Consider the following 17,820-nt stretch of genomic DNA (forward strand, 5'->3'; position numbering starts at 1 on the left):
CACCCGGCGGAATAGCGGTTCGCGCAGGTAGGTTCAGGAAGTAGATGGCACGCCAACCCCAGCATCCTCGGAGGAAACGTGACAATCGCACATCCGCTCGTGGCGACCCCACGTAAGCCTGCGCGAGACCGTAACTCGGCCCTATCGCCCAAGGCGGCCATTGCCGCTGAACGCGACTTCCGCATCGGCTCGTTGCTGCGCCCGTTGCCCCGCCCGGTCGCCGCACCGCAGGTACAGCCGCGACCCATCGCCGCGAGCCCCGCGACGACGGCGTGGCATGCCGACTACGCCCGTCTGGGCATCTCGATCCTCGCCTTCTCGCTGCGCTTGGCCGTGCTGGCGGCGCTGCTGGTGGGCGGCTACCTGCTGATCGTCAAGGGCATCGTTCCGATGACCACGAGTGTGTTCGTCGACTGGTACGCCGGGTCGATCGCGCCGCTCACAGAGATGACCGGCTTCGTCACGCATCCGGGAGTGAGCCCGGCCGTCGAGATGGGGCTGCTGCCGGGCACCCCCGCGGCGCTCCTTCCCGTCGGCTAGCCTCCAGTGGTGACCGACGCTCCTGACACGCCCGCTACTCGCGCGCTCGCGCAGACGGGTATCGAATACGAGGTCACCGTGCACGGCCCCGTGCGTTCGCTTGAAGAGGCCGCACAGGCGCGCGGCGTCGAACCGCGCCAGATCCTCAAGACCCTGGTGGTGCGCCGTGGCGAGGCCGACTTCTTGTTGGTCCTGGTTCCCGGCGACCGGCAGATCTCCTGGCCCAAGCTGCGCGAGTACCTGGGCGTGTGCCGCCTGTCGATGCCCGATGCTGAGGGTGCGCGCGAGGCGACCGGCTACGAGCGCGGCACCATTACGCCGTTCGGTGCTTTACCTGCGCCTTCAGGTACGCCGTGGCCGGTCATCGCCGACCGGCTGATCGTCTCGCGCGAGGGGCCGGTGTCGATCGGGGCCGGTGCGCATGGTGTCGCAGCGAGCGTGCACCCGGCACAACTGGTGGAAGTGCTCGACGCGGCCATCGCGGACGTGACCGACCCGCTGTAGCGCGGCCTGCGCGGTCCTGCTCACGCGCCGTACCCTTCCCGTTTCTTAGCGTCCCAGCAGGCAACGGTGGTCGGTTTTCGAGGGTCGCGTGCTTCCTGTGAGGCACTCATGCCCGCCGCTCCCTCGGCGGCTGCCCCGCCGCACGAACGGGTATCCAGCGCGCCCGGACCGCGCAGATCCTGCCGTGACGGGTATCAACCGGGGGAGGTACGGAGTCCAGCGGCCCGCGCGCTACATCGCCGCAGGCGTTGGCCCCGCGCGGCCCGCATCGAGGCGTAGCAGCCAGTCGTCGAGCCGCTCTTCGAACAGGTCGGCGGCGTCGGCGTCGTAGTCACGCACCGCAGGGTCGGCGAACATGTGGCGCTTGTGGCGGTAGCGGTGCACCTCGGCGTGGGGAACGGCGCGCTCAAGCACGTGCAGGTCGTCGGGCAGACACCAGTCGTCGGGGTCGGCGACGTGCACCTGAAGGGGAACGTGGGGCCGCCACGACCTGCCGAGCATCTCGGGCGCCGTGACTCCGCCCATCAGCACACAGCCACGCACTCGACGTAGGTGTTGTGCCAGGTATTGAGCCTGAACCGCACCCATAGAGAACCCCACGACAACATCCGCGCCCGGATGGAGTCGCGCCGCGCGGCCAGCGACCTCGAGCACGGCGTCGTGCCCGATCCGCTCGGCATGCGCGATGCCGTCGTCGAGGCTGCGGAAGGTGCGCCCGGTGTAGCAGTCGGGGGTGTGGACCGTGTGTCCTTGCGCGCGCAGGCGGTCTGCCAGCGCGCTCAGCCCGTCGGTGAGACCGTGCGCGTGATGGAAGAGAAGAATCTCGGCCATCTCCCCAGTCTGCCCCTCGCGGCCTGGCCTCGCACAGTGACCGAGGTCCCGGACGCCCGGCGCCGTGTCACAGTCCGGGTATAAGTTCGCTCGCATGGAGGCCGTTGAGGAACTGGTGCATGTGCGGGTGCCGGACCGCACCATCGAGGTGCGGGTGCACGGCGTCTCCGGCACGCCACCCGAGGCCCTGTTGGGCGGCTTCCCCGTGCGCGTCGCTGGTGATGCGGATGCCGGCTTCTACCGTGTGCACGACGCGGGCTCGGCTGGCGGCATCCTCGAGGCGTTCAGTTGGGGAGGCCTCACCTCACGCACCCGCGTGACGGCGTTGTGGCTGCTCCTGGCACCCCTCGCGATGATCAATGTCGCAGGCTGGATGAGCCCCACCCACTCCGCGCGCAACGCCACCGGACTTGCGGAGAAAACCAGGGCGGTCGCGGTGCGACTCGTGGCCGTCGTGGCGACCGCACTCGTCGTCACGATCGCTGTGCAAGCCGCCGCTTCCGTCATGGGGCTCATGACGGCCGATGCGCTCGCTCCCGGCCGCGCCGCAGGCACCATCGCGCTCGCGGCCCTGGTGCCGCCGGGTTTGCACGTGCTCACCCGGCTCGGCGGTGCACCAGACGACCGTGATCAACACGACGACCCGTGGGGGCGCGTCAAGTCGCTGCGCTCGCTCGCGCTCGCCCACCTCGGCATCGCGTTGAGCGGCGTGGCGGCACTCGGTTGGGCTGTCACGGGAGGGACCTGGAGCGCCGATGCGCCCGGCATTCTTGGTGCGATCATGCTCGCTTTCGCGGCGCTGGGGATGGTCATGGGGCTGTCCGCGTCCCTCACGATTCGTGCCAGGGGCAAGGACGTCGCCAAACGTGCAGGAGACCGTGCGCCGTGGGTGGGTGCGGTGGCGGTGGCGCTCGCGATCGCCTCTGCGGGGCTCGCCGACCAGGCGTCCCGGGCCGCCGCGGGGCTCACGCAGGCGCACTTTGTGCTGGCAGCATCGGCCGCCATCTTGTTGGCTATCGCTTTTTTCGCGGAGTCGCGCATGCCGGTCCGGGCCTCGGCGGGGTTCTCGACGGCCTTCGCGGTGGTGGGCTTCTTCATGGCGATGTCGGCCTTTGGTGCGCTGTCGTACGCGCTGATGGGGCTCGCGTCGCGCCGATCGTTCCAGTCCTTCATCGAGGACCCGCAGCCCGCGGCGCTGTTCCGCCTGATCGACTTCGCCGCCGTGGTGATGACCTGCGGTGTGCTGTTTGTTGCGGCGCGCATCGTCGGGCGTATGCAGCCACTCGCACCCGGTGGCGAGCAGGGAGTAGACGGCGCACGCCGGTTCAGGGCCGCCATTCAGCATGCACCCGTCGAACTGAGGCGCGCAGGTGTCGGCATGCTCATTGCCGCACTCGCGCTCGTCGCCACGGAGCTGACGCGGCGGGCACTCCCGGCGGAGGAGTGGGCGCGCAGGCTGAGCCAGTCGGTGTCCGACCCACGAATGTTGTTGGGCGCGGTCGGCTGGCTGTTTGTCGCCTATCTGGTGGTGCGGCTGTGTGCACGCAGGTGGGCGCTCCTCGCAGGGACGGTGGCCATCGGTGCGGCTGCCGTGGGGCTCGGCTGGCTGCTGGGCCAGGGTGGGATCGATGTGCTCGCTTGGGCGCGGCTCGACACCGACCTGCCTGGTACCGCGGGGATCGACCATGCGTGGATCGCGGCCACGACGTTCACCATCATCGCGGTGGTGGCGGCATTGTTCCTGCCGGCGGTGGCCGTGCTGTGGTTCATTCTCTCCGCCTCGGGCGATCGTGAGTCTCGCAGGGGAGTGGGAGTGCTGTGGGACCTGACCAACTATTGGCCGCGCATTCACCACCCCTGGGCACCGCCGCCGTACACCGAGACCGCGATCCCCGCACTGGAGCGGCGCCTCGCGCACGTGCACGAGGATCATCCCGATCACGCCATCGTTCTGAGCTGCCACAGCCAAGGCGCGGTGCTCGGCTTCCCGGTGATGCGCCGAGTGCTGGCGAGCGGCGAGGTCCCCGCGACACATCTGCGTTTCCTCACCTACGGCAACCTGCTCGCGGAGCACTACCAGAGGCTCTTCCCGCACCTGTTTGACGACTCGCGCCTAGGGTCGTTGAACCACGACAGCGGCGACCGCTGGATTCAACTGTTCCGCGAGACGGACCCGCTCGGCCACCCCATCGGCGTCCTCGGAGCACACAGCAGGCAGGCCTCACATGCCCCGCCGCGGGGCGTCGCACACGTGCTGACCCACTCGAACTACACCTACAGCCCCGAGTATCAGGCCGCGCTCGACGAGCTCGGCGGCACGCGAATGCCGCCGGGCAGAGATCGTGGTGCGGCGGGCCAGCAGGAGCCCGACGATGGCTCGGCGCCCCACGGGTGGCGACGGTGGTGGCTTCGCCGCCGCGACGGTACGACCCACCGATAGCCTGGCGTCATGACCGTCGCATTCGTTCTTGGAGGAGGCGGTGTTCGCGGCGCTGTCGAGGTGGGCATGCTGCGGGCGCTGCTCGAAGCAGGAGTCAAACCAGACATGGTGGTCGGCACCAGCATCGGCGCCATTAACGGCACCGCCGTCGCGGCCAACCCTGACTTGTCGGTCGTGGAGCAACTCGAACAGGCATGGGCTTCGCCAGAGGCGGGCACCATTTACGGCGAGTGGTGGCCACGCCAACTGCGTCGCCTGGCGCGCTCGCGCACGCACCTGAACGATCCCGCCCCGTTGAGGGACATGATCGCGGACATGGTGGGCGCCGACGCCACTTTCGAGGACCTGGAGGTTCCGCTCGCGGTGTGCGCGGCGAGCATCGAGCGTGCCGCCGAGACCTGGTTCGATTCCGGCCCGCTGATCGACGCAGTCGTGGCGTCGTGCTCGGTCCCCGCGGCGCTGCCTCCAGTGAAGATCGGCGACGAGCACTACATCGACGGCGGTGTGGTCAACTCCATCCCGCTATCCGAGGCGATCGCTCGCGGCGCCACTACCGTCTACGTCCTCCAGGTGGGGCGCATCGAGGAGCCGCTGAGCGTGCCGCAGAAGCCTTCCGACGTGGCCAAGGTGGCCTTCGAGATTGCGCGGAGACACCGGTTCTTCCGCGACATGGCGGCGGTTCCCGACCACGTCGACCTTCACGTGCTGCCTTACGGCGGCGGTCACCCCGACGATGCGAGACTCACGTCGTACCGCAACCTCGACCGCACCCAAGCGCGCATCGAGCGCGCCTACCAGGCGACCGCGAACTACCTGGTCGAGGCGCACGCGTGAGCGGCGCGCCTGCGGAGGAACTGCGCGAGCGCCGCAAGGCTCGTCGAGTCTCGTGGGGGCTGCCTCCGGTGTGGGTGCGCCGATGCGTCCTCGCCCCTGGAATCGTGCTGCTGGCGCTTGTGTGGATGCCACTGGCGGTATGGGTGGGGCTCGTGGTGGCGGGCGTCGTGGCGTGGGCACTGCCCGGGCGCGTGCGCGTGCTGCGGGTGTTGTTCATGGCGGGGCTTTACCTGCTGTGGGATGCGCTTGCGTTGGTGTGGATGGCGGTGTTGTGGATCGCCTCTGGCTTTGGCTGGAAGATCCGCTCGCCGTTCTTCGCACTTCAGCACTACCGGCTCGCGGGTCTCATGCTCAAGTCGCTTTTCTCCGCCGCGCGGCGAATCCTGCGCCTCGAGATCGAGATGCGCGACGCCAACCTCGACGACATCACGCCTGGCAAGCCACTGATTGTGGTGAGTCGTCACGCGGGGCCAGGAGACTCCTTCGTCATCGTGCACGCGCTCATCAACCGGTTCGACCGCGAGCCCGCGATCGTGCTCAAGGACACGCTCCAGTGGGACCCAGCGATCGACGTGCTACTCAATCGCTTGCCCACCCGATTTGTGTCCGCGCGCAGCCGTCGCAAGCCGGGCGAGCCAGGTGGCGCCGCCTCGGTGGCGGAACTCGCAACCACGCTGGATCGCGACGATGCGCTCCTCATCTTCCCCGAGGGCGGTAACGCCACCCCCAAGCGTCGCCAGCGGCGCATCGACCAGTTGCGAGCGGCCGGCCACGAGGAACTCGCTTCACGCGCGGAAGCGATGCCCCACGTGATGCCGCCGCACGCGGGCGGAGTGCTGTCAGCGATGCAGGCCTGCCCCGACGCGACCGTGGTGATGATCGCGCACACCGGACTCGAACGCCTGTCGACGGTCGCCGACATTTGGCGAGACCTCCCCGTCGACAAGCGCATCATCATCAAGGGCTGGGTCGCTGACGACGTACCCGAGCGGGTCGAGGACCGCGAACTGTGGCTCTACGACTGGTGGGAACGCATCGACACCTGGATCGACGGGCATCAGGATGACACCCAGGACACTGCCGCGGTTGAGGCCGCACGTCAGCGCCGCGAGAAGCTCGCGCAGGCCGCCAACCGTCAGCCGGACAAGGACTGAGAGCATGCCGGTGAAGGCGTCACAGTTGCGGGCGTGGGGGACCGTCGCCGCGCAAGGCCTGCTGTTCGCGGCCGTGGCGGTGACGGCGCTCGTGGACGCTCCTCCTCGCCTCCCCACTGTCCTGTGGCTTGCCTTGGTGCTCATCCTCGTGGGCGCGGCGGGCGTCATCGCGACTGGCACATCTCTGGGGGCGTCGCTCACCCCCTCGCCCGTGCCCAACGAGGCGGGACTGGTGGGCAGCGGGCTCTACCGCTGGGCACGCCACCCGATGTACTCCGCCTTGGTGGTCATCTGCCTGGGGGTCGCGGTGGGCTCCGGGAGCGCGTGGTGCTACGCCGCAGTGGGCGTGCTGTGCGTGTTCTTCGCGTTCAAGGCGCGCTTGGAAGAGCGGTATCTGCTAACCGCCTATGACGGCTATCGCGACTACGCGGCGGTCACTGGTCGCTTCGTGCCAAAGATCGGTCGCCTGCGCTCCTGATTCATCCCCCTGACAGACCTGCGTCGCGGTGCCAGACTGAAGCGGTGGAGCGCGTGGAGCTCGCCATCGAGGTCGGCCCCGTCTTGGCCGACGCACGCGCGCGCCTGGAAACCGCCGGCCACCGCGTGCGATGCCTGCCCAGCGGCTGGCGCGTGATCGTGACCATGAGGGTGCTGGGCGCGAACTCGGTGCGGGCTCAGGCGCATGTGTACGCCCACGACGTCATTCACGACTTTGGGCTGACGGCCCTGACCGTTCCGCCCGCGGTGGGAATCCGCGACCCCGACGCGCGGTACGACGTCGCGGACACGTTGCTGATGCTCGATGACGTGCGCCGCGCCTACGACCCGGCGCCCATGCGCGGGCAGGACCAGTGGTGGCGCGTGAGCGTAGTCTGACGCGCCACCCACCCACCCCAGCAGCGCCGCGCCCCAGCCCCCACCCCCACCCCGGTTGATACCCGTCTTGGCGTCATCTGCGCGGTGGCGGCGTCCCTGATACCCGCCTCGACACAAGAGGAGCCGCGGCGACTCCTATCGTGCTCGGTGGCGTGCAGTCCCCGGATGCCCCGTGCCGGAAATGCCACAATCGCCCGGCTAGGGGAGGCTTGTCCCCATAGACTGGCCGCCATGTCTTACGAGCGAGCCCGGTTGCTCTTGCATCCGGTGCGCATGCGTGTGGTCATCGCCTTGAGCGCGAACGACCTCACCACGCGCCACATGGGGGAGCTCCTCCACGACGTACCGCAAGCTTCTTTGTACCGTGCCATCTCGCAATTGCATGAGGCCGGGATCATCGAGGTAGTGAAGGAAGAACGTCGTGGCGGAGCAATGGAACGTACGTACCGCCGCGCGCCCGATGCGGCGCGCATGTCTCCGGACGACATCACGTCGGGCACTGAAGAGGAGTTTCTCGCTTCAGTGCAGACCTTCGCGAACGTGATCGTCAGCACGACAGCGCGTCACGTCGCGAAGGCGGGTGAGTCCTGGCGTGACGACCGCTACGGCCTTCGTCACTCGTCGGTGTGGCTCACGCCTGACGAACGAGCGGAACTTTCGGCGGACCTTCAAGCCGTGTACGACAAGTACCAGGGGCGTCCGCGCCCCGAGGGGTCGCGTATGTGGTCGCTGATGTCCGTGGTCATCCCTGAGCACGTGCCCGACGACGATCCGGATTTCTGCCCCGCAGATGCGGCCGAGCAGGACGCAGAGCAGGACGCAGAGCAGGACGCAGAGCAGGGCGCAGAGCAGGGCGCCGCGCAGGCTTAAGTGCCGCTGCTGGGCCCCGTGCCCCTCTTGCGTTGACGAGGGTCCTGGGGGCGGCGCTGGCCGGAGCTCTTGGCGCGCCTCGCGGCCTTGGCGTCGCGCGCTGCCTGCGACCCTGACGCAGGGCCGGGGCTGTCGACGCCCAGTCGTGCGCTCGGCACGCGGGCCTTGCGGGCACGCGCTGCGGCACGCGAGCGGGCGCGTCGCTGAGCGTTGTGTTCGATCCGGCGTTCCCATTCGGCGCGTTGTTGGCGCAGCGACTCGGGGTCCAGCGCCTTGACGCGGCGTGCAGGCAGCGGCGGGGCGACCCTGCGGGGGGTGCGTGCCTTGCGCGCCGCGGCGCGCATGCGCGTGGCGCGCGGCACCGCGAGCTTGCGGACGGTGGGGCGGGGCACCGTGGCGATGACGATGGCAGCGACGACGTTGAGCGCGATCGAGACGAGCGGCAGGAACGCGATGCCGAACTGGGCCACGATCGCGGCCCCCAGCATCGGTCCTATGGCGGCGCCCGCGTTCATGGTGACGGTGTAAACGCCTACGCCCATCTCGGTGCGCCACGGTGAGTGGCGCATGGCCCAGTTCAGCAGTCCGGCCGCGATGATCGCCCAGCCCACGGACTGCAGCGCCTGTCCGGCGATGGCGGACCATCCCAGTCCCAGCGCGTACAGCGACCACGATCCGACCAGCAGTGCGGTGCCGACGGCGACGGTGCGGACGGCGTGGCGGGCGAGAAAGCGCCCCACGGCGAGCGTGGTCGCCACGGCCAGGGTGCCGCCGAGCGCGAACAGCAGCGGCACCATCGACGAGGGCAGCCCTGCCACTCGCGTGTAAAACGGCACCACGTACGTCCACGTGACGGTCATGCCAACCGTGACGAGAAAGGCGACGGCGAGCACCCGCGCGAACGCCGGACCAGAGGGGAGGTCGCCTCGCACGCCGCTCGACGAGCCGTGCGCGCGCACTGCGGGAAGGGTGAGCGCGGTCGCCACGGTGAGCATCACGCCCAGTCCCGCGAGAATCCAGTACGGCGCCTGCCAGGTGACGGCGCCACTGAGGAAGGTCACGGTCGGAGTGCCGAGCACGCCGGCAGCCGACGCCCCGATCATGATCGAGGTGACCGTGCGTGCGCGCAGGTGCGGCGCGAACAGGCTCGCCGCCGTCGGCGCGACGATCGCCCAGAACAGGGCGTGGGCTCCGGCGGAGATGACACGGCCCGTGACGAGCATGGGTAGGGCCGATGCGCTCGCGGCTACCGCGACACCTGCCGTCCAGGTCGCGGCGGCGCCCGTAAGGGCGGTACGGCGGCTCCAGCGCTGTGTCAGGTGGGCGAGCGGAATCGTGGCGATGACGACGGTGATGGCGAAGGCGGTGGCGAGCACGCCGATGCTCGCGACGGGCACGTCGAGCCCCTCGGCGATGGCCGCACTCATGGCCACCACGGACGCCTCGTTCACGCCGAACGCGAAGGCGCAGACGGACAGCACCGTGAGGGCGAGCTTGGCTCGCCGTGGCGACAGCAGGAGCGACTCGATCGAGCGCGTGGCAGCTTCTGCCTCGTCGAGCACCACCGGTTGGGCCGCCGTCGCGGCGGGGATCGCGAGGGTGGTGGCGTCGATCTCGTCGATGACGTCGGCGACCACCTCGGGGGCGAGCGCGACGGACTCGTCCACCAGGCCGGGAATGTCGGCGCCAGGCGGTACCACCACGACGGGAGGGACTTCGATGACAGGCAGCACTGCGGTGGTGGCCGCGTCGAGTGTTTCGGTGCCGTCGGGGAAGGCCTCGACCACGTCGAGGGCGAGGTCGTCGGTGGGAGCGTCGGAGGGGTCGATCGCGGGCCGCTCGAGTTCGGCGGTGGCGGCGCTGTCGCGCACGGTGTGACTCCTTCCGCTGATCGACGGCGGGCGGGGATGGGGGATTGCACTGCTGAGTGCCCGGCGTGATCAACGGATCGTTCGCCTATGTCCACAACGGTACGCGACCGTGAGTTGTTCCGAGGACGCGTGAGGGTGTATTCGCGCGTGAGGTTCGTCTCAGTGTGTGACGTCCAGGACGAGTCGCAACAGCCGGTCGTCGTCGTCCGCTGGTGACCCACGGCCGTCGGTGTTGTTGGTCAACACCAGCACCTGTCCAGAGCCGTCCGTGACGGCCGCGCGCAGACGCCCCTCGCCCTCGAGCACCGCGACCGGCTCGGCGAATTGTCCGCCCTGGTATCCCACCCAATACAGCGTCTCCCCGCGCAGGGTGGCCACGAAGATCCCCGCGTCCGTGGCGGCGATCCCGCTCGGTGAGGCGACGGCGGTGGGCTGCCACTGAGCCACGGGATAGGTCAGGCCGTCGACCGTCTCGCCCAGGGCTGCCGCATCGGGAGCGCCGTGTAGCCCCTCGACGAGCGGCCAGCCGTAGTTGGCGCCGGGCACGATGGCGTTCAGCTCGTCCGCATCGGACTGCCCAAACTCGGAGGCGACCATGGTGCCGTCGGGCAGCCAGGCCAGCCCCTGCACGTTGCGATGACCGTAGCTCCACACGATCGTGCGGAACGGATTGCCGGGCGCGGGCGATCCGTCGTCGTCGCCGCCCTCGGCCACGACCCGCAGAATCTTGCCCGCGAGCGAGTCGAGGTCCTGGGCGAGGTCCCCTTGTGCCGCATCGCCGGTGGCCACATAGAGGTACCCGTCGGGCCCAAAGGCGATGCGCCCGCCGTCGTGGTTGACCTCCTTGGGGATCCCCGTGACCACATCGGTCGGTGCAGACAGGGTGTCGCCATCGAGGTTCATGCGCACCACCGCGTTGCCGTCGCCGCGCGTGAGGTACGCGTAAACGACGCTCGGGTCGTCTGGCAGGGTCGCGATGCCCAGCAAGCCCGCCTCTTGGACGGCGTCAACTTCTGCCGCCAGATAGTCAGCGCCGGGACCCGCCAACGGGGTGCTCTCGCCGTCGACAACGCGTAGCACCCGGCCCGCGTCACGCTCGGTCACGAGCCACGAGCCGTCCGCGAGTGCCAACGCATCCCACGGCGCGTCGAGCCCCGTGGCGATGGCCTCGGTGGCGGTCACCTCGACGCCGGTGACGTTCTCCGTCACCGTGGGTGGCGAGTCGGAAGGCTCGGCCGTCGCTGTCCCCGTCTCTGACCCCGCCGTCACCGGACCCACAGGCGAGGCGTCGGAAGGCGAGGGGGATGCGGACGCCACCCCCGCATCGGCCGTACAGCCGGTGAGAGCCAAGGCACCGAGCGCGGCGGCAACCGCGAACGCGACCGTCAGCCTGGTGCGGTCAATCATCGAGTTCGAGGATCGCGATCCAATTGCCTGCGGGGTCCTTGATCCATGCCATGCGTGGGCCACCGCCTTCGCCGCCCTGCGCCACGCCATTGTCGTCAGTCCATTCCAGCCGCTCGAGCTGCACGCCGCCGTCGGCGAGCTGACGCCTGGCTTTGTCGAGGTCGATGACCGGCAGGTTCAGCACCGTGTGAGTGGCGGGAACATGGTCGGCCTTCTCGTAGACCATGAACCTCGCCCCGTTGGGGAAAGTCAAGGTGAGCAGGGGTCCCATCTCGTTGTCCACGGTGGCATCGATGCCCAGCACTTCGCCGTAGAACTCGGCGGCGCGGGCGACGGAGTCGGTGGAGAAGGACCCGAAGGCTGGAGAACTGGCGAACATGATGTGCTCCTCGTCGCGCATCGGTGTCAGTGGCCCTTCCCAGTGTGCGACGGGATGGGCGAGGATGCGCGACGAGGAGGATCAGGTCAGTCGGCGAGTACCTGCTGGCGCGCCGTCGACAGCGGCACCGAGCCGTAGCGCAGGAACCGGTCGTGGAAGTCGCGGATGTCGAAGCCCTCGCGCTGCTGCGCCTCGCGACGCATGTCGAGAATCTCGAGGCGGCCGATCATGTACGACAGCGCCTGGCCGGGCAGGCCGATGTACCGGTCAATCTCCTGCTCGATGTGACCACGGTCCATGGGGGAGTGGTCGAGCATGTACTGGATGGCCTGCTCGCGCGACCATCCCAGGCCGTGCATGCCCGTGTCCACCACCAGGCGGCACGCGCGCAGCGAGTCGGCGCTCAGCATGCCCACCCGCGACAACTGCGAGCTGTACAGGCCCATCTCGTCGGCCAGGCGCTCGGTGTACAGGCCCCAGCCCTCGGCGTACGCGGTCGAGTGGAACTCGCGCTGGACCTTGTGAATCGCGGTGTTCTCCGCGTTCAGGGCCAAGTGCAGGTGGTGGCCCGGAATGCCCTCGTGGTAGACGATCGCCTCGAGCTCGTACGTGGACCACGCCTCGGGGTGCGAGGTCTTGAAGAAGAACTTGCCGGGCTTTCCCGTCTCCGGGTCCGGCGAGGAGTAGTACGCCATGGCACCAAAGTCCGTGGCTTCCGCCAGGCAGGGCGAGACGGGCACGGTCGCGAACCACTCGGGGGCAGCGGCCTCGGCCTTCGCCAGCGCAACCTTGGCGTCGGCGATCAGCGTGTCCGCGTCGGTGTACTTCAGGCTCGCGTCCTCGCGCAGGCGGGTGTAGATCTCAGAAATGTCGTCGGTGCCGAGCAGCGGTCCGGCGATCTCGCGGTACTCGTCCTCCAGCGTCGCGATGGTGTCGAGGCCGATCTGGTGGATCTCCTCGGCGGTGCGTTCGAGCAACAGGTGCGAGAAGATCCGGTCGCGGTAGACCTCGGCGCCGCCGGGCAGGTGCACCAGGCCGGGCTGGTCGTCGCTCATGCCGCGCTCGGCGAGGGCGCGCAGGGCCTGCTCAAACTCGGCGAACCCAGGACGGACCACGTCAGCGATGATCCGCGCCCGCTCGGCACGCCAGGCGTCTTGGGCCTCGGCGCTGAGTTCGGTGGGAGCGGCCTGTGCGGCGAGGCGGTCACCCTCACCCTCGGGGGTCGCGAGGTAGGCGGCGACGGAGTCGGCAGTCGCGGTGAGGTGGCTCGCGGGGGCGACAACGCCGCGCTCGGCCTCCTCGGTCGCCACCTGAGCGATCTGCGCGAACGCGCCCGGCATGCCGCGCAACTTCTCGAGGTAGTCCTCGCCGTGCTGGGCGCTCGCGAGCGGGAAGTTGTCGATGAACGACATCACCATCTCGAAGGCACCCATCTTGGGGTTGAGGTGCTCGAGCGCCGTCTTCCACTGCTCCCTGCGCACGGCCGATGCGGCGGTCGCCTGGATCGTGTCGCGCAGGGCAGTCGCCTGCGGGTCGCCTTCCGTATGGATCGCGGCGGCGCGATCGGCGAAGGAACGGCAGCGCTCCAGTTGCGCCGCAGTGCCTTCTGCGGAGAAGTCATCCCAGGTGGCGAGGCCCTCGAGCTTGCCTCCCCACATGAGAGACATCGGGCTCGAGGTGAGGGCGAAGTCGTAGTACTCGTCTGCCAAGTCAGTCAGTTGCGTCATGGGGTTGACCCTAAGCCCGGCTTGGGGCGCTCATGGGTATCGGAGGTCCTCGCGTACACTGGCACGAGCAGCGTCGACCCGGCCATCACCGGCGAGCTTGCGGAAGAACGGCGGGACCGTCAGGTCCTGCTCAGTAGAACCGCACGGGCAGCCCGTCATAGCGAGCAAGAGCGGCACCTGAGGGTGCAAGCGAGGTGGTACCGCGCATCGGCCGTACACAGTACGGAAGGGGCGTCCTCGCAAGAGTTGACGCCAGGACCACCGAAGGAATCATGAGCACGTACCCCCAGCATCGGCCGTCTGCCGAGGTGCCCGCATCCCCGAACTTCCCTGCGCTCGAGGAGGACGTCCTCGCGTACTGGAAGGCCGACGGAACGTTCCAGGCGTCGATTGACAACCGCGAGGACGCCGAGGAGTTCGTGTTCTACGACGGCCCTCCGTTCGCCAACGGCCTGCCGCACTACGGCCACCTGCTGACGGGTTACGCCAAGGACGTGGTGCCGCGCTTCGAGACCATGCGCGGCAAGAAGGTCGAGCGCCGCTTTGGCTGGGACACCCACGGCCTGCCCGCCGAGCTCGAGGCCGAGCGGATCCTCGGCATCACCGACAAGTCGCAGATCGAGCAGATGGGTATCGCGGCCTTCAACAAGGCCTGCCGTGACTCCGTGCTGCGCTACACCGACGAGTGGCAGGACTACGTCACCCGTCAGGCACGGTGGGTCGACTTCGACAACGACTACAAGACGCTCGACCCCACCTTCATGGAGTCGGTGATCTGGGCGTTCAAGACCCTGTACGACAAGGGCCTGGCCTACGAGGGTCACCGCGTGCTGCCGTACTGCTGGCGCGACGAGACCCCGTTGTCCAACCACGAGCTGCGCATGGACGACGACGTGTACGCGTCGCGCCAGGACCCCGCGCTCACCGTGGCCTTCCCCCTCGTGGACGCGCCCGGCGACCTCGCTGGCGCGGAGATCCTGATCTGGACCACGACGCCGTGGACCCTGCCCTCGAACCTCGCCGTCGCGGTGGGGCCCGAGATCGAGTACTCCGTCGTGGCGCCGGGGGCAGAGTCCGCCTTCGCCGGGCGGCGGTTCGTGGTGGGCTCCGCTCGCGTGGCCGCCTACGCCCGCGAGCTCGGTGAGGACCTGTCCGTTGTGGCGACCCTGCCCGGTTCCGCACTGGGTGGGCTGGCGTATGTGCCGCCGTTCGCCTACTTCGCCGGCATGGAGGGCGCTCACCGCGTGCTCGTCGCCGACTTCGTGTCGGTCGAGGACGGCACCGGTGTGGTCCACATGGCGCCCGGCTTCGGTGAGGACGACGCGGCGGTGTGTGCCGAGAACGGCATCGGCACCGTTGTGCCCGTCGACTCCAAGGGCCGCTTCACCGCCGAGATCACCGACTACGTGGGCCAGCAGGTGTTCGACGCCAACGCGCCCATCATCCGCGACCTCAAGGAGCGCGCCCTCGTGGTGCGCCACGAGACCTACGACCACAGCTACCCGCACTGCTGGCGCTGCCGCAATCCCCTGATCTACCGCGCGATCTCGTCGTGGTTCATCAAGGTCACCGACTTCCGCGATCGCATGGTGGAGCTCAACGAGGACATCACCTGGGTCCCCGAGCACATCAAGGAAGGCCAGTTTGGCAAGTGGCTCGAGGGTGCGCGCGACTGGTCCATCAGCCGCAACCGGTACTTTGGCACGCCCATCCCGGTGTGGGTGTCGGACAACCCCGCGTACCCGCGCACCGACGTCTACGGCTCCTTCGAGGAACTCGAGCGCGACTTTGGCCGCCTGCCGCTGAACGAGGACGGCGAGCCCGACCTTCACCGCCCCTACATCGACGACCTCACCCGGCCCAACCCCGACGACCCGACCGGGCAGTCGACCATGCGCCGCATCACGGACGTGTTCGACGTGTGGTTCGACTCTGGCTCCATGCCGTTCGCGCAGGTGCACTACCCGTTCGACAACCAGGAGTGGTTCGACACCCACAACCCGTCGGACTTCATCGTCGAGTACATCGGGCAGACCCGCGGCTGGTTCTACGTGATGCACGTGCTCGCCACGGCGCTGTTTGATCGCCCCGCCTTCCGCACCTGCATCTCGCACGGCATCGTGCTGGGCTCCGACGGGCGCAAGATGTCCAAGTCGCTGCGCAACTACCCGGACGTCAACGAGGTGTTCCACCGCGACGGCTCCGACGCGATGCGCTGGTTCCTCATGTCCTCGCCCATCCTGCGCGGCGGCAACCTCATCGTCACCGAGGAGGGCATCCGCGAGGGCGTGCGCGAGGTCATGCTGCCGCTGTGGAGTTCCTACTACTTCTTCACGCTTTACGCCGGCGCGGCCGGCTCGGGGGCGGGGTATGTCGCCTCGCCCGTGAGGGACGATGCGGTGGCTGGCTTGCCGGTCATGGACCGCTACGTGCTCGCCAAGACCGCAGAACTCGTGGCCGTGATGGGCGAGCAGCTTGAGGCGTACGACGTGCCCGGTGCCTCGGACTCGCTCACGGCCTTCATGGACCTGCTGACCAACTGGTACATCCGCACCCAGCGGGACCGGTTCTGGGACGAGGAGACGTACGCGTTCGACACCCTGTACACGGTGCTGACCACGGTGGCCCGCCTCGCGGCGCCCCTGCTGCCGCTCGAGACCGAGGAGATCTACCGCGGCCTGACCGGCGAGCGCTCGGTGCACCTCACCGACTACCCGGTGGCACCTGAGGCGTGGGTCGATTCCTCGCTGGGCGAGGTCATGGACCAGGTGCGCGAGGTGGTCTCGTCCGCCCACGCGCTGCGCAAGAGCGCGAAGGTGCGCGTGCGCCAGCCGCTGTCGCTGCTCAAGGTGGCCGTGGATGCGCCCGAGCTGCTCTCGCCTTACGCGGGCCTGATCGCCTCTGAGCTCAACGTCAAGGCCGTCGCCGTGGTGACGGTCGACGACTTCACGGCCGACCACCCCGTCGAGCAGCGCCTGAGCGTCAATGCCCGCGCGGCCGGCCCGCGCATCGGCAAGGACGTGCAGGCGGCCATCAAGGGCGCGAAGTCCGGTCAGTGGTCCGTGTCCGAGTCCGGCGAGGTCGTTGCCGGTGGCATCGCGCTCGTCGAGGGCGAGTATGAGCTGACCACCGTGATTGGCGGAGCGGGCGAGTCGGAGGGCTCTGGCGCCGGCGAGGTCGCGGCGGTGCTGCCGTCGGGCGGCTTTGTGCTGCTCGACACGGCGCTCACCGCCGAGCTCGAGGCCGAGGGGTACGCGCGTGACGTGATCCGCCTGGTGCAGGACACCCGCAAGGCCGCAGGCCTCAACGTGTCCGACCGCGTGGTGTTGACGCTCACCGTTCCGGCCGCGCGGCTCGAGGCCGTCACGACCTGGACGTCCTTGATCGCGAGCGAGACCCTTGCGGTCGAGCCCGCCACGGGCGAGCCGCGCCTGACCGCGGTCGAGGGCGACGAACTCGCGGCGTCGGTCGAGGTCGCGAACTAGCCCTGCAGCGTCTCGAGGGAGGCCCCATGTCCGTGCTCGTCTCTGTTGCTGAGGTGCAGGAGGCGCTGGGCGCTGCCGTCGGGGTGGGTGGAGGCGTTCCTGCCGGTGCCGGCGTTTCACGCGTGCGGTTGCTTGACGTGCGGTGGTCGCTCGCGGCTCCCGACGGCCGCGCGGCGTACCTCGGCGGGCACCTGCCTGGCGCAGTGTACGTAGACCTCGAGACCGAGTTGTCCCAGCACGGCGAGCCCACGGACGGCCGGCACCCGCTGCCCACGCGCGAGGCGCTCGAGGCGGCAGCCCGGTCGTGGGGACTGTGCGAGGGGGACGCTGTCGTCGTCTACGACGACTGGTCCTCGCTCGCCGCCGCGCGCGCATGGTGGTTGTTGCGTCACGCGGGCGTGGACGTGCGGATTCTCGACGGCGGGCTTGCGGCGTGGGTCGCGGCGGGCGTTGACGTCGAGACCGGCGAGGTCGCTGTTGCGCCGGGCGACGTGACGCTCGATTGGGGTCACATGCCGACGATCGACATGGTCGCGGCGGGCCGGTTCCCGTCGCGGGGCGTGCTGATCGACGCCCGTGCGCCGGAGCGGTATCGCGGCGAGGTCGAGCCCATCGATCCGCGTGCGGGGCATATCCCGGGCGCGATCAACATGCCGACGGCTGGCAACGTCGACGCCGCGGGTGTGTTCTTTGGCGTTGAGGCGCTCGCGGAGCGGTTCGCGGCCGGGGGAGTGCCGCGTGATGGCGACGTCGCGGTGTATTGCGGGTCGGGCGTGACCGCGGCGCATGAAATTGCGGCGCTGGAGATGGTGGGCGTGACGGCCGCGCTGTACCCAGGGTCGTGGTCGCAATGGTCGACCACGCCAGACGCCCCGGTCGCCACGGGCCCCTGACCCGCATCC

At 69.2% G+C, this 17,820-nt stretch carries 15 protein-coding genes; 10 read left to right on the forward strand and 5 right to left on the reverse strand.

Going from position 1 to position 17,820, the window contains the following annotated elements; genetic code table 11:
- Positions 1-78: 78 nt before the first annotated feature.
- Both ACK5NO_RS11905 and ACK5NO_RS11910 read left to right on the forward strand, forming a co-directional pair.
- On the forward strand, positions 79-540 hold the full coding sequence (locus ACK5NO_RS11905) for a hypothetical protein (protein WP_416812897.1): 462 nt from the start codon (positions 79-81) through the stop codon (positions 538-540).
- A gap of 9 nt (positions 541-549) precedes the next feature.
- Positions 550-1,044 (forward strand): aminoacyl-tRNA deacylase, encoded by a 495-nt coding sequence (locus tag ACK5NO_RS11910; RefSeq protein ID WP_416812898.1) that lies wholly within the window; start codon positions 550-552, stop codon positions 1,042-1,044.
- Between the two features lie 231 nt (positions 1,045-1,275).
- On the opposite strand, the gene ACK5NO_RS11915 is transcribed toward ACK5NO_RS11910, so the two are convergent.
- Positions 1,276-1,875, reverse strand: a complete 600-nt coding sequence (locus ACK5NO_RS11915) for a dienelactone hydrolase family protein (RefSeq protein ID WP_416812899.1) — start codon at positions 1,873-1,875, stop codon at positions 1,276-1,278.
- 94 nt (positions 1,876-1,969) lie between these two features.
- On the opposite strand from ACK5NO_RS11915, the gene ACK5NO_RS11920 reads away from it, so the two are divergent.
- The 6 genes from ACK5NO_RS11920 (at position 1,970) to ACK5NO_RS11945 (ending at position 8,049) form a co-directional block, all read left to right on the forward strand.
- Positions 1,970-4,315: a hypothetical protein gene (locus tag ACK5NO_RS11920; RefSeq protein WP_416812900.1), complete on the forward strand. Its 2,346-nt coding sequence runs from the start codon at positions 1,970-1,972 to the stop codon at positions 4,313-4,315.
- Positions 4,316-4,324: 9 nt separating this feature from the next.
- A complete protein-coding gene (locus ACK5NO_RS11925) occupies positions 4,325-5,149 on the forward strand; it encodes a patatin-like phospholipase family protein (protein ID WP_416812901.1) in 825 nt (274 codons plus the stop codon).
- On the forward strand, positions 5,146-6,303 hold the full coding sequence (locus ACK5NO_RS11930) for a 1-acyl-sn-glycerol-3-phosphate acyltransferase (protein WP_416812902.1): 1,158 nt from the start codon (positions 5,146-5,148) through the stop codon (positions 6,301-6,303). The genes ACK5NO_RS11925 and ACK5NO_RS11930 overlap by 4 nt, the downstream gene beginning before the upstream one ends.
- Before the next feature lie 4 nt (positions 6,304-6,307).
- On the forward strand, positions 6,308-6,781 hold the full coding sequence (locus ACK5NO_RS11935; RefSeq protein ID WP_416812903.1) for a methyltransferase family protein: 474 nt from the start codon (positions 6,308-6,310) through the stop codon (positions 6,779-6,781).
- 44 nt (positions 6,782-6,825) lie between these two features.
- Entirely contained in the window at positions 6,826-7,179 is a 354-nt protein-coding gene (locus tag ACK5NO_RS11940; RefSeq protein ID WP_416812904.1) for a hypothetical protein, read from the forward strand.
- Between the two features lie 231 nt (positions 7,180-7,410).
- Positions 7,411-8,049: a hypothetical protein gene (locus tag ACK5NO_RS11945; protein WP_416812905.1), complete on the forward strand. Its 639-nt coding sequence runs from the start codon at positions 7,411-7,413 to the stop codon at positions 8,047-8,049.
- Here ACK5NO_RS11945 and ACK5NO_RS11950 read toward each other — a convergent pair.
- The 4 genes from ACK5NO_RS11950 to ACK5NO_RS11965 all read right to left on the reverse strand — a co-directional run bounded on the left by ACK5NO_RS11950 (position 8,046) and on the right by ACK5NO_RS11965 (position 13,433).
- Positions 8,046-9,920 carry an MFS transporter gene (locus tag ACK5NO_RS11950; RefSeq protein WP_416812906.1) on the reverse strand — a complete coding sequence of 625 codons (1,875 nt, stop codon included), beginning with the start codon at positions 9,918-9,920 and terminating at the stop codon, positions 8,046-8,048. The two genes, ACK5NO_RS11945 and ACK5NO_RS11950, sit on opposite strands and share 4 nt — an antisense overlap.
- 159 nt (positions 9,921-10,079) lie before the next feature.
- Complete coding sequence (locus ACK5NO_RS11955) at positions 10,080-11,327, reverse strand: PQQ-dependent sugar dehydrogenase (protein ID WP_416812907.1); 1,248 nt, start codon at positions 11,325-11,327, stop codon at positions 10,080-10,082.
- A complete protein-coding gene (locus ACK5NO_RS11960) occupies positions 11,320-11,706 on the reverse strand; it encodes a VOC family protein (protein ID WP_416812908.1) in 387 nt (128 codons plus the stop codon). The genes ACK5NO_RS11955 and ACK5NO_RS11960 overlap by 8 nt, the downstream gene beginning before the upstream one ends.
- Before the next feature lie 86 nt (positions 11,707-11,792).
- Positions 11,793-13,433, reverse strand: coding sequence for a DUF885 domain-containing protein (locus ACK5NO_RS11965; protein WP_416812909.1), 1,641 nt, complete (start codon positions 13,431-13,433; stop codon positions 11,793-11,795).
- 272 nt (positions 13,434-13,705) lie between these two features.
- On the opposite strand from ACK5NO_RS11965, the gene ileS reads away from it, so the two are divergent.
- Together ileS and ACK5NO_RS11975 are read left to right on the forward strand one after the other, a co-directional pair.
- On the forward strand, positions 13,706-16,918 hold the full coding sequence (gene ileS, locus ACK5NO_RS11970; RefSeq protein WP_416812910.1) for an isoleucine--tRNA ligase: 3,213 nt from the start codon (positions 13,706-13,708) through the stop codon (positions 16,916-16,918).
- A 26-nt stretch (positions 16,919-16,944) separates the two neighbouring features.
- Positions 16,945-17,811, forward strand: coding sequence for a sulfurtransferase (locus tag ACK5NO_RS11975; protein WP_416812911.1), 867 nt, complete (start codon positions 16,945-16,947; stop codon positions 17,809-17,811).
- Positions 17,812-17,820 lie beyond the last annotated feature (9 nt).

Source organism: Demequina sp. (assembly GCF_047975725.1).
Classification (GTDB): domain Bacteria; phylum Actinomycetota; class Actinomycetes; order Actinomycetales; family Demequinaceae; genus Demequina.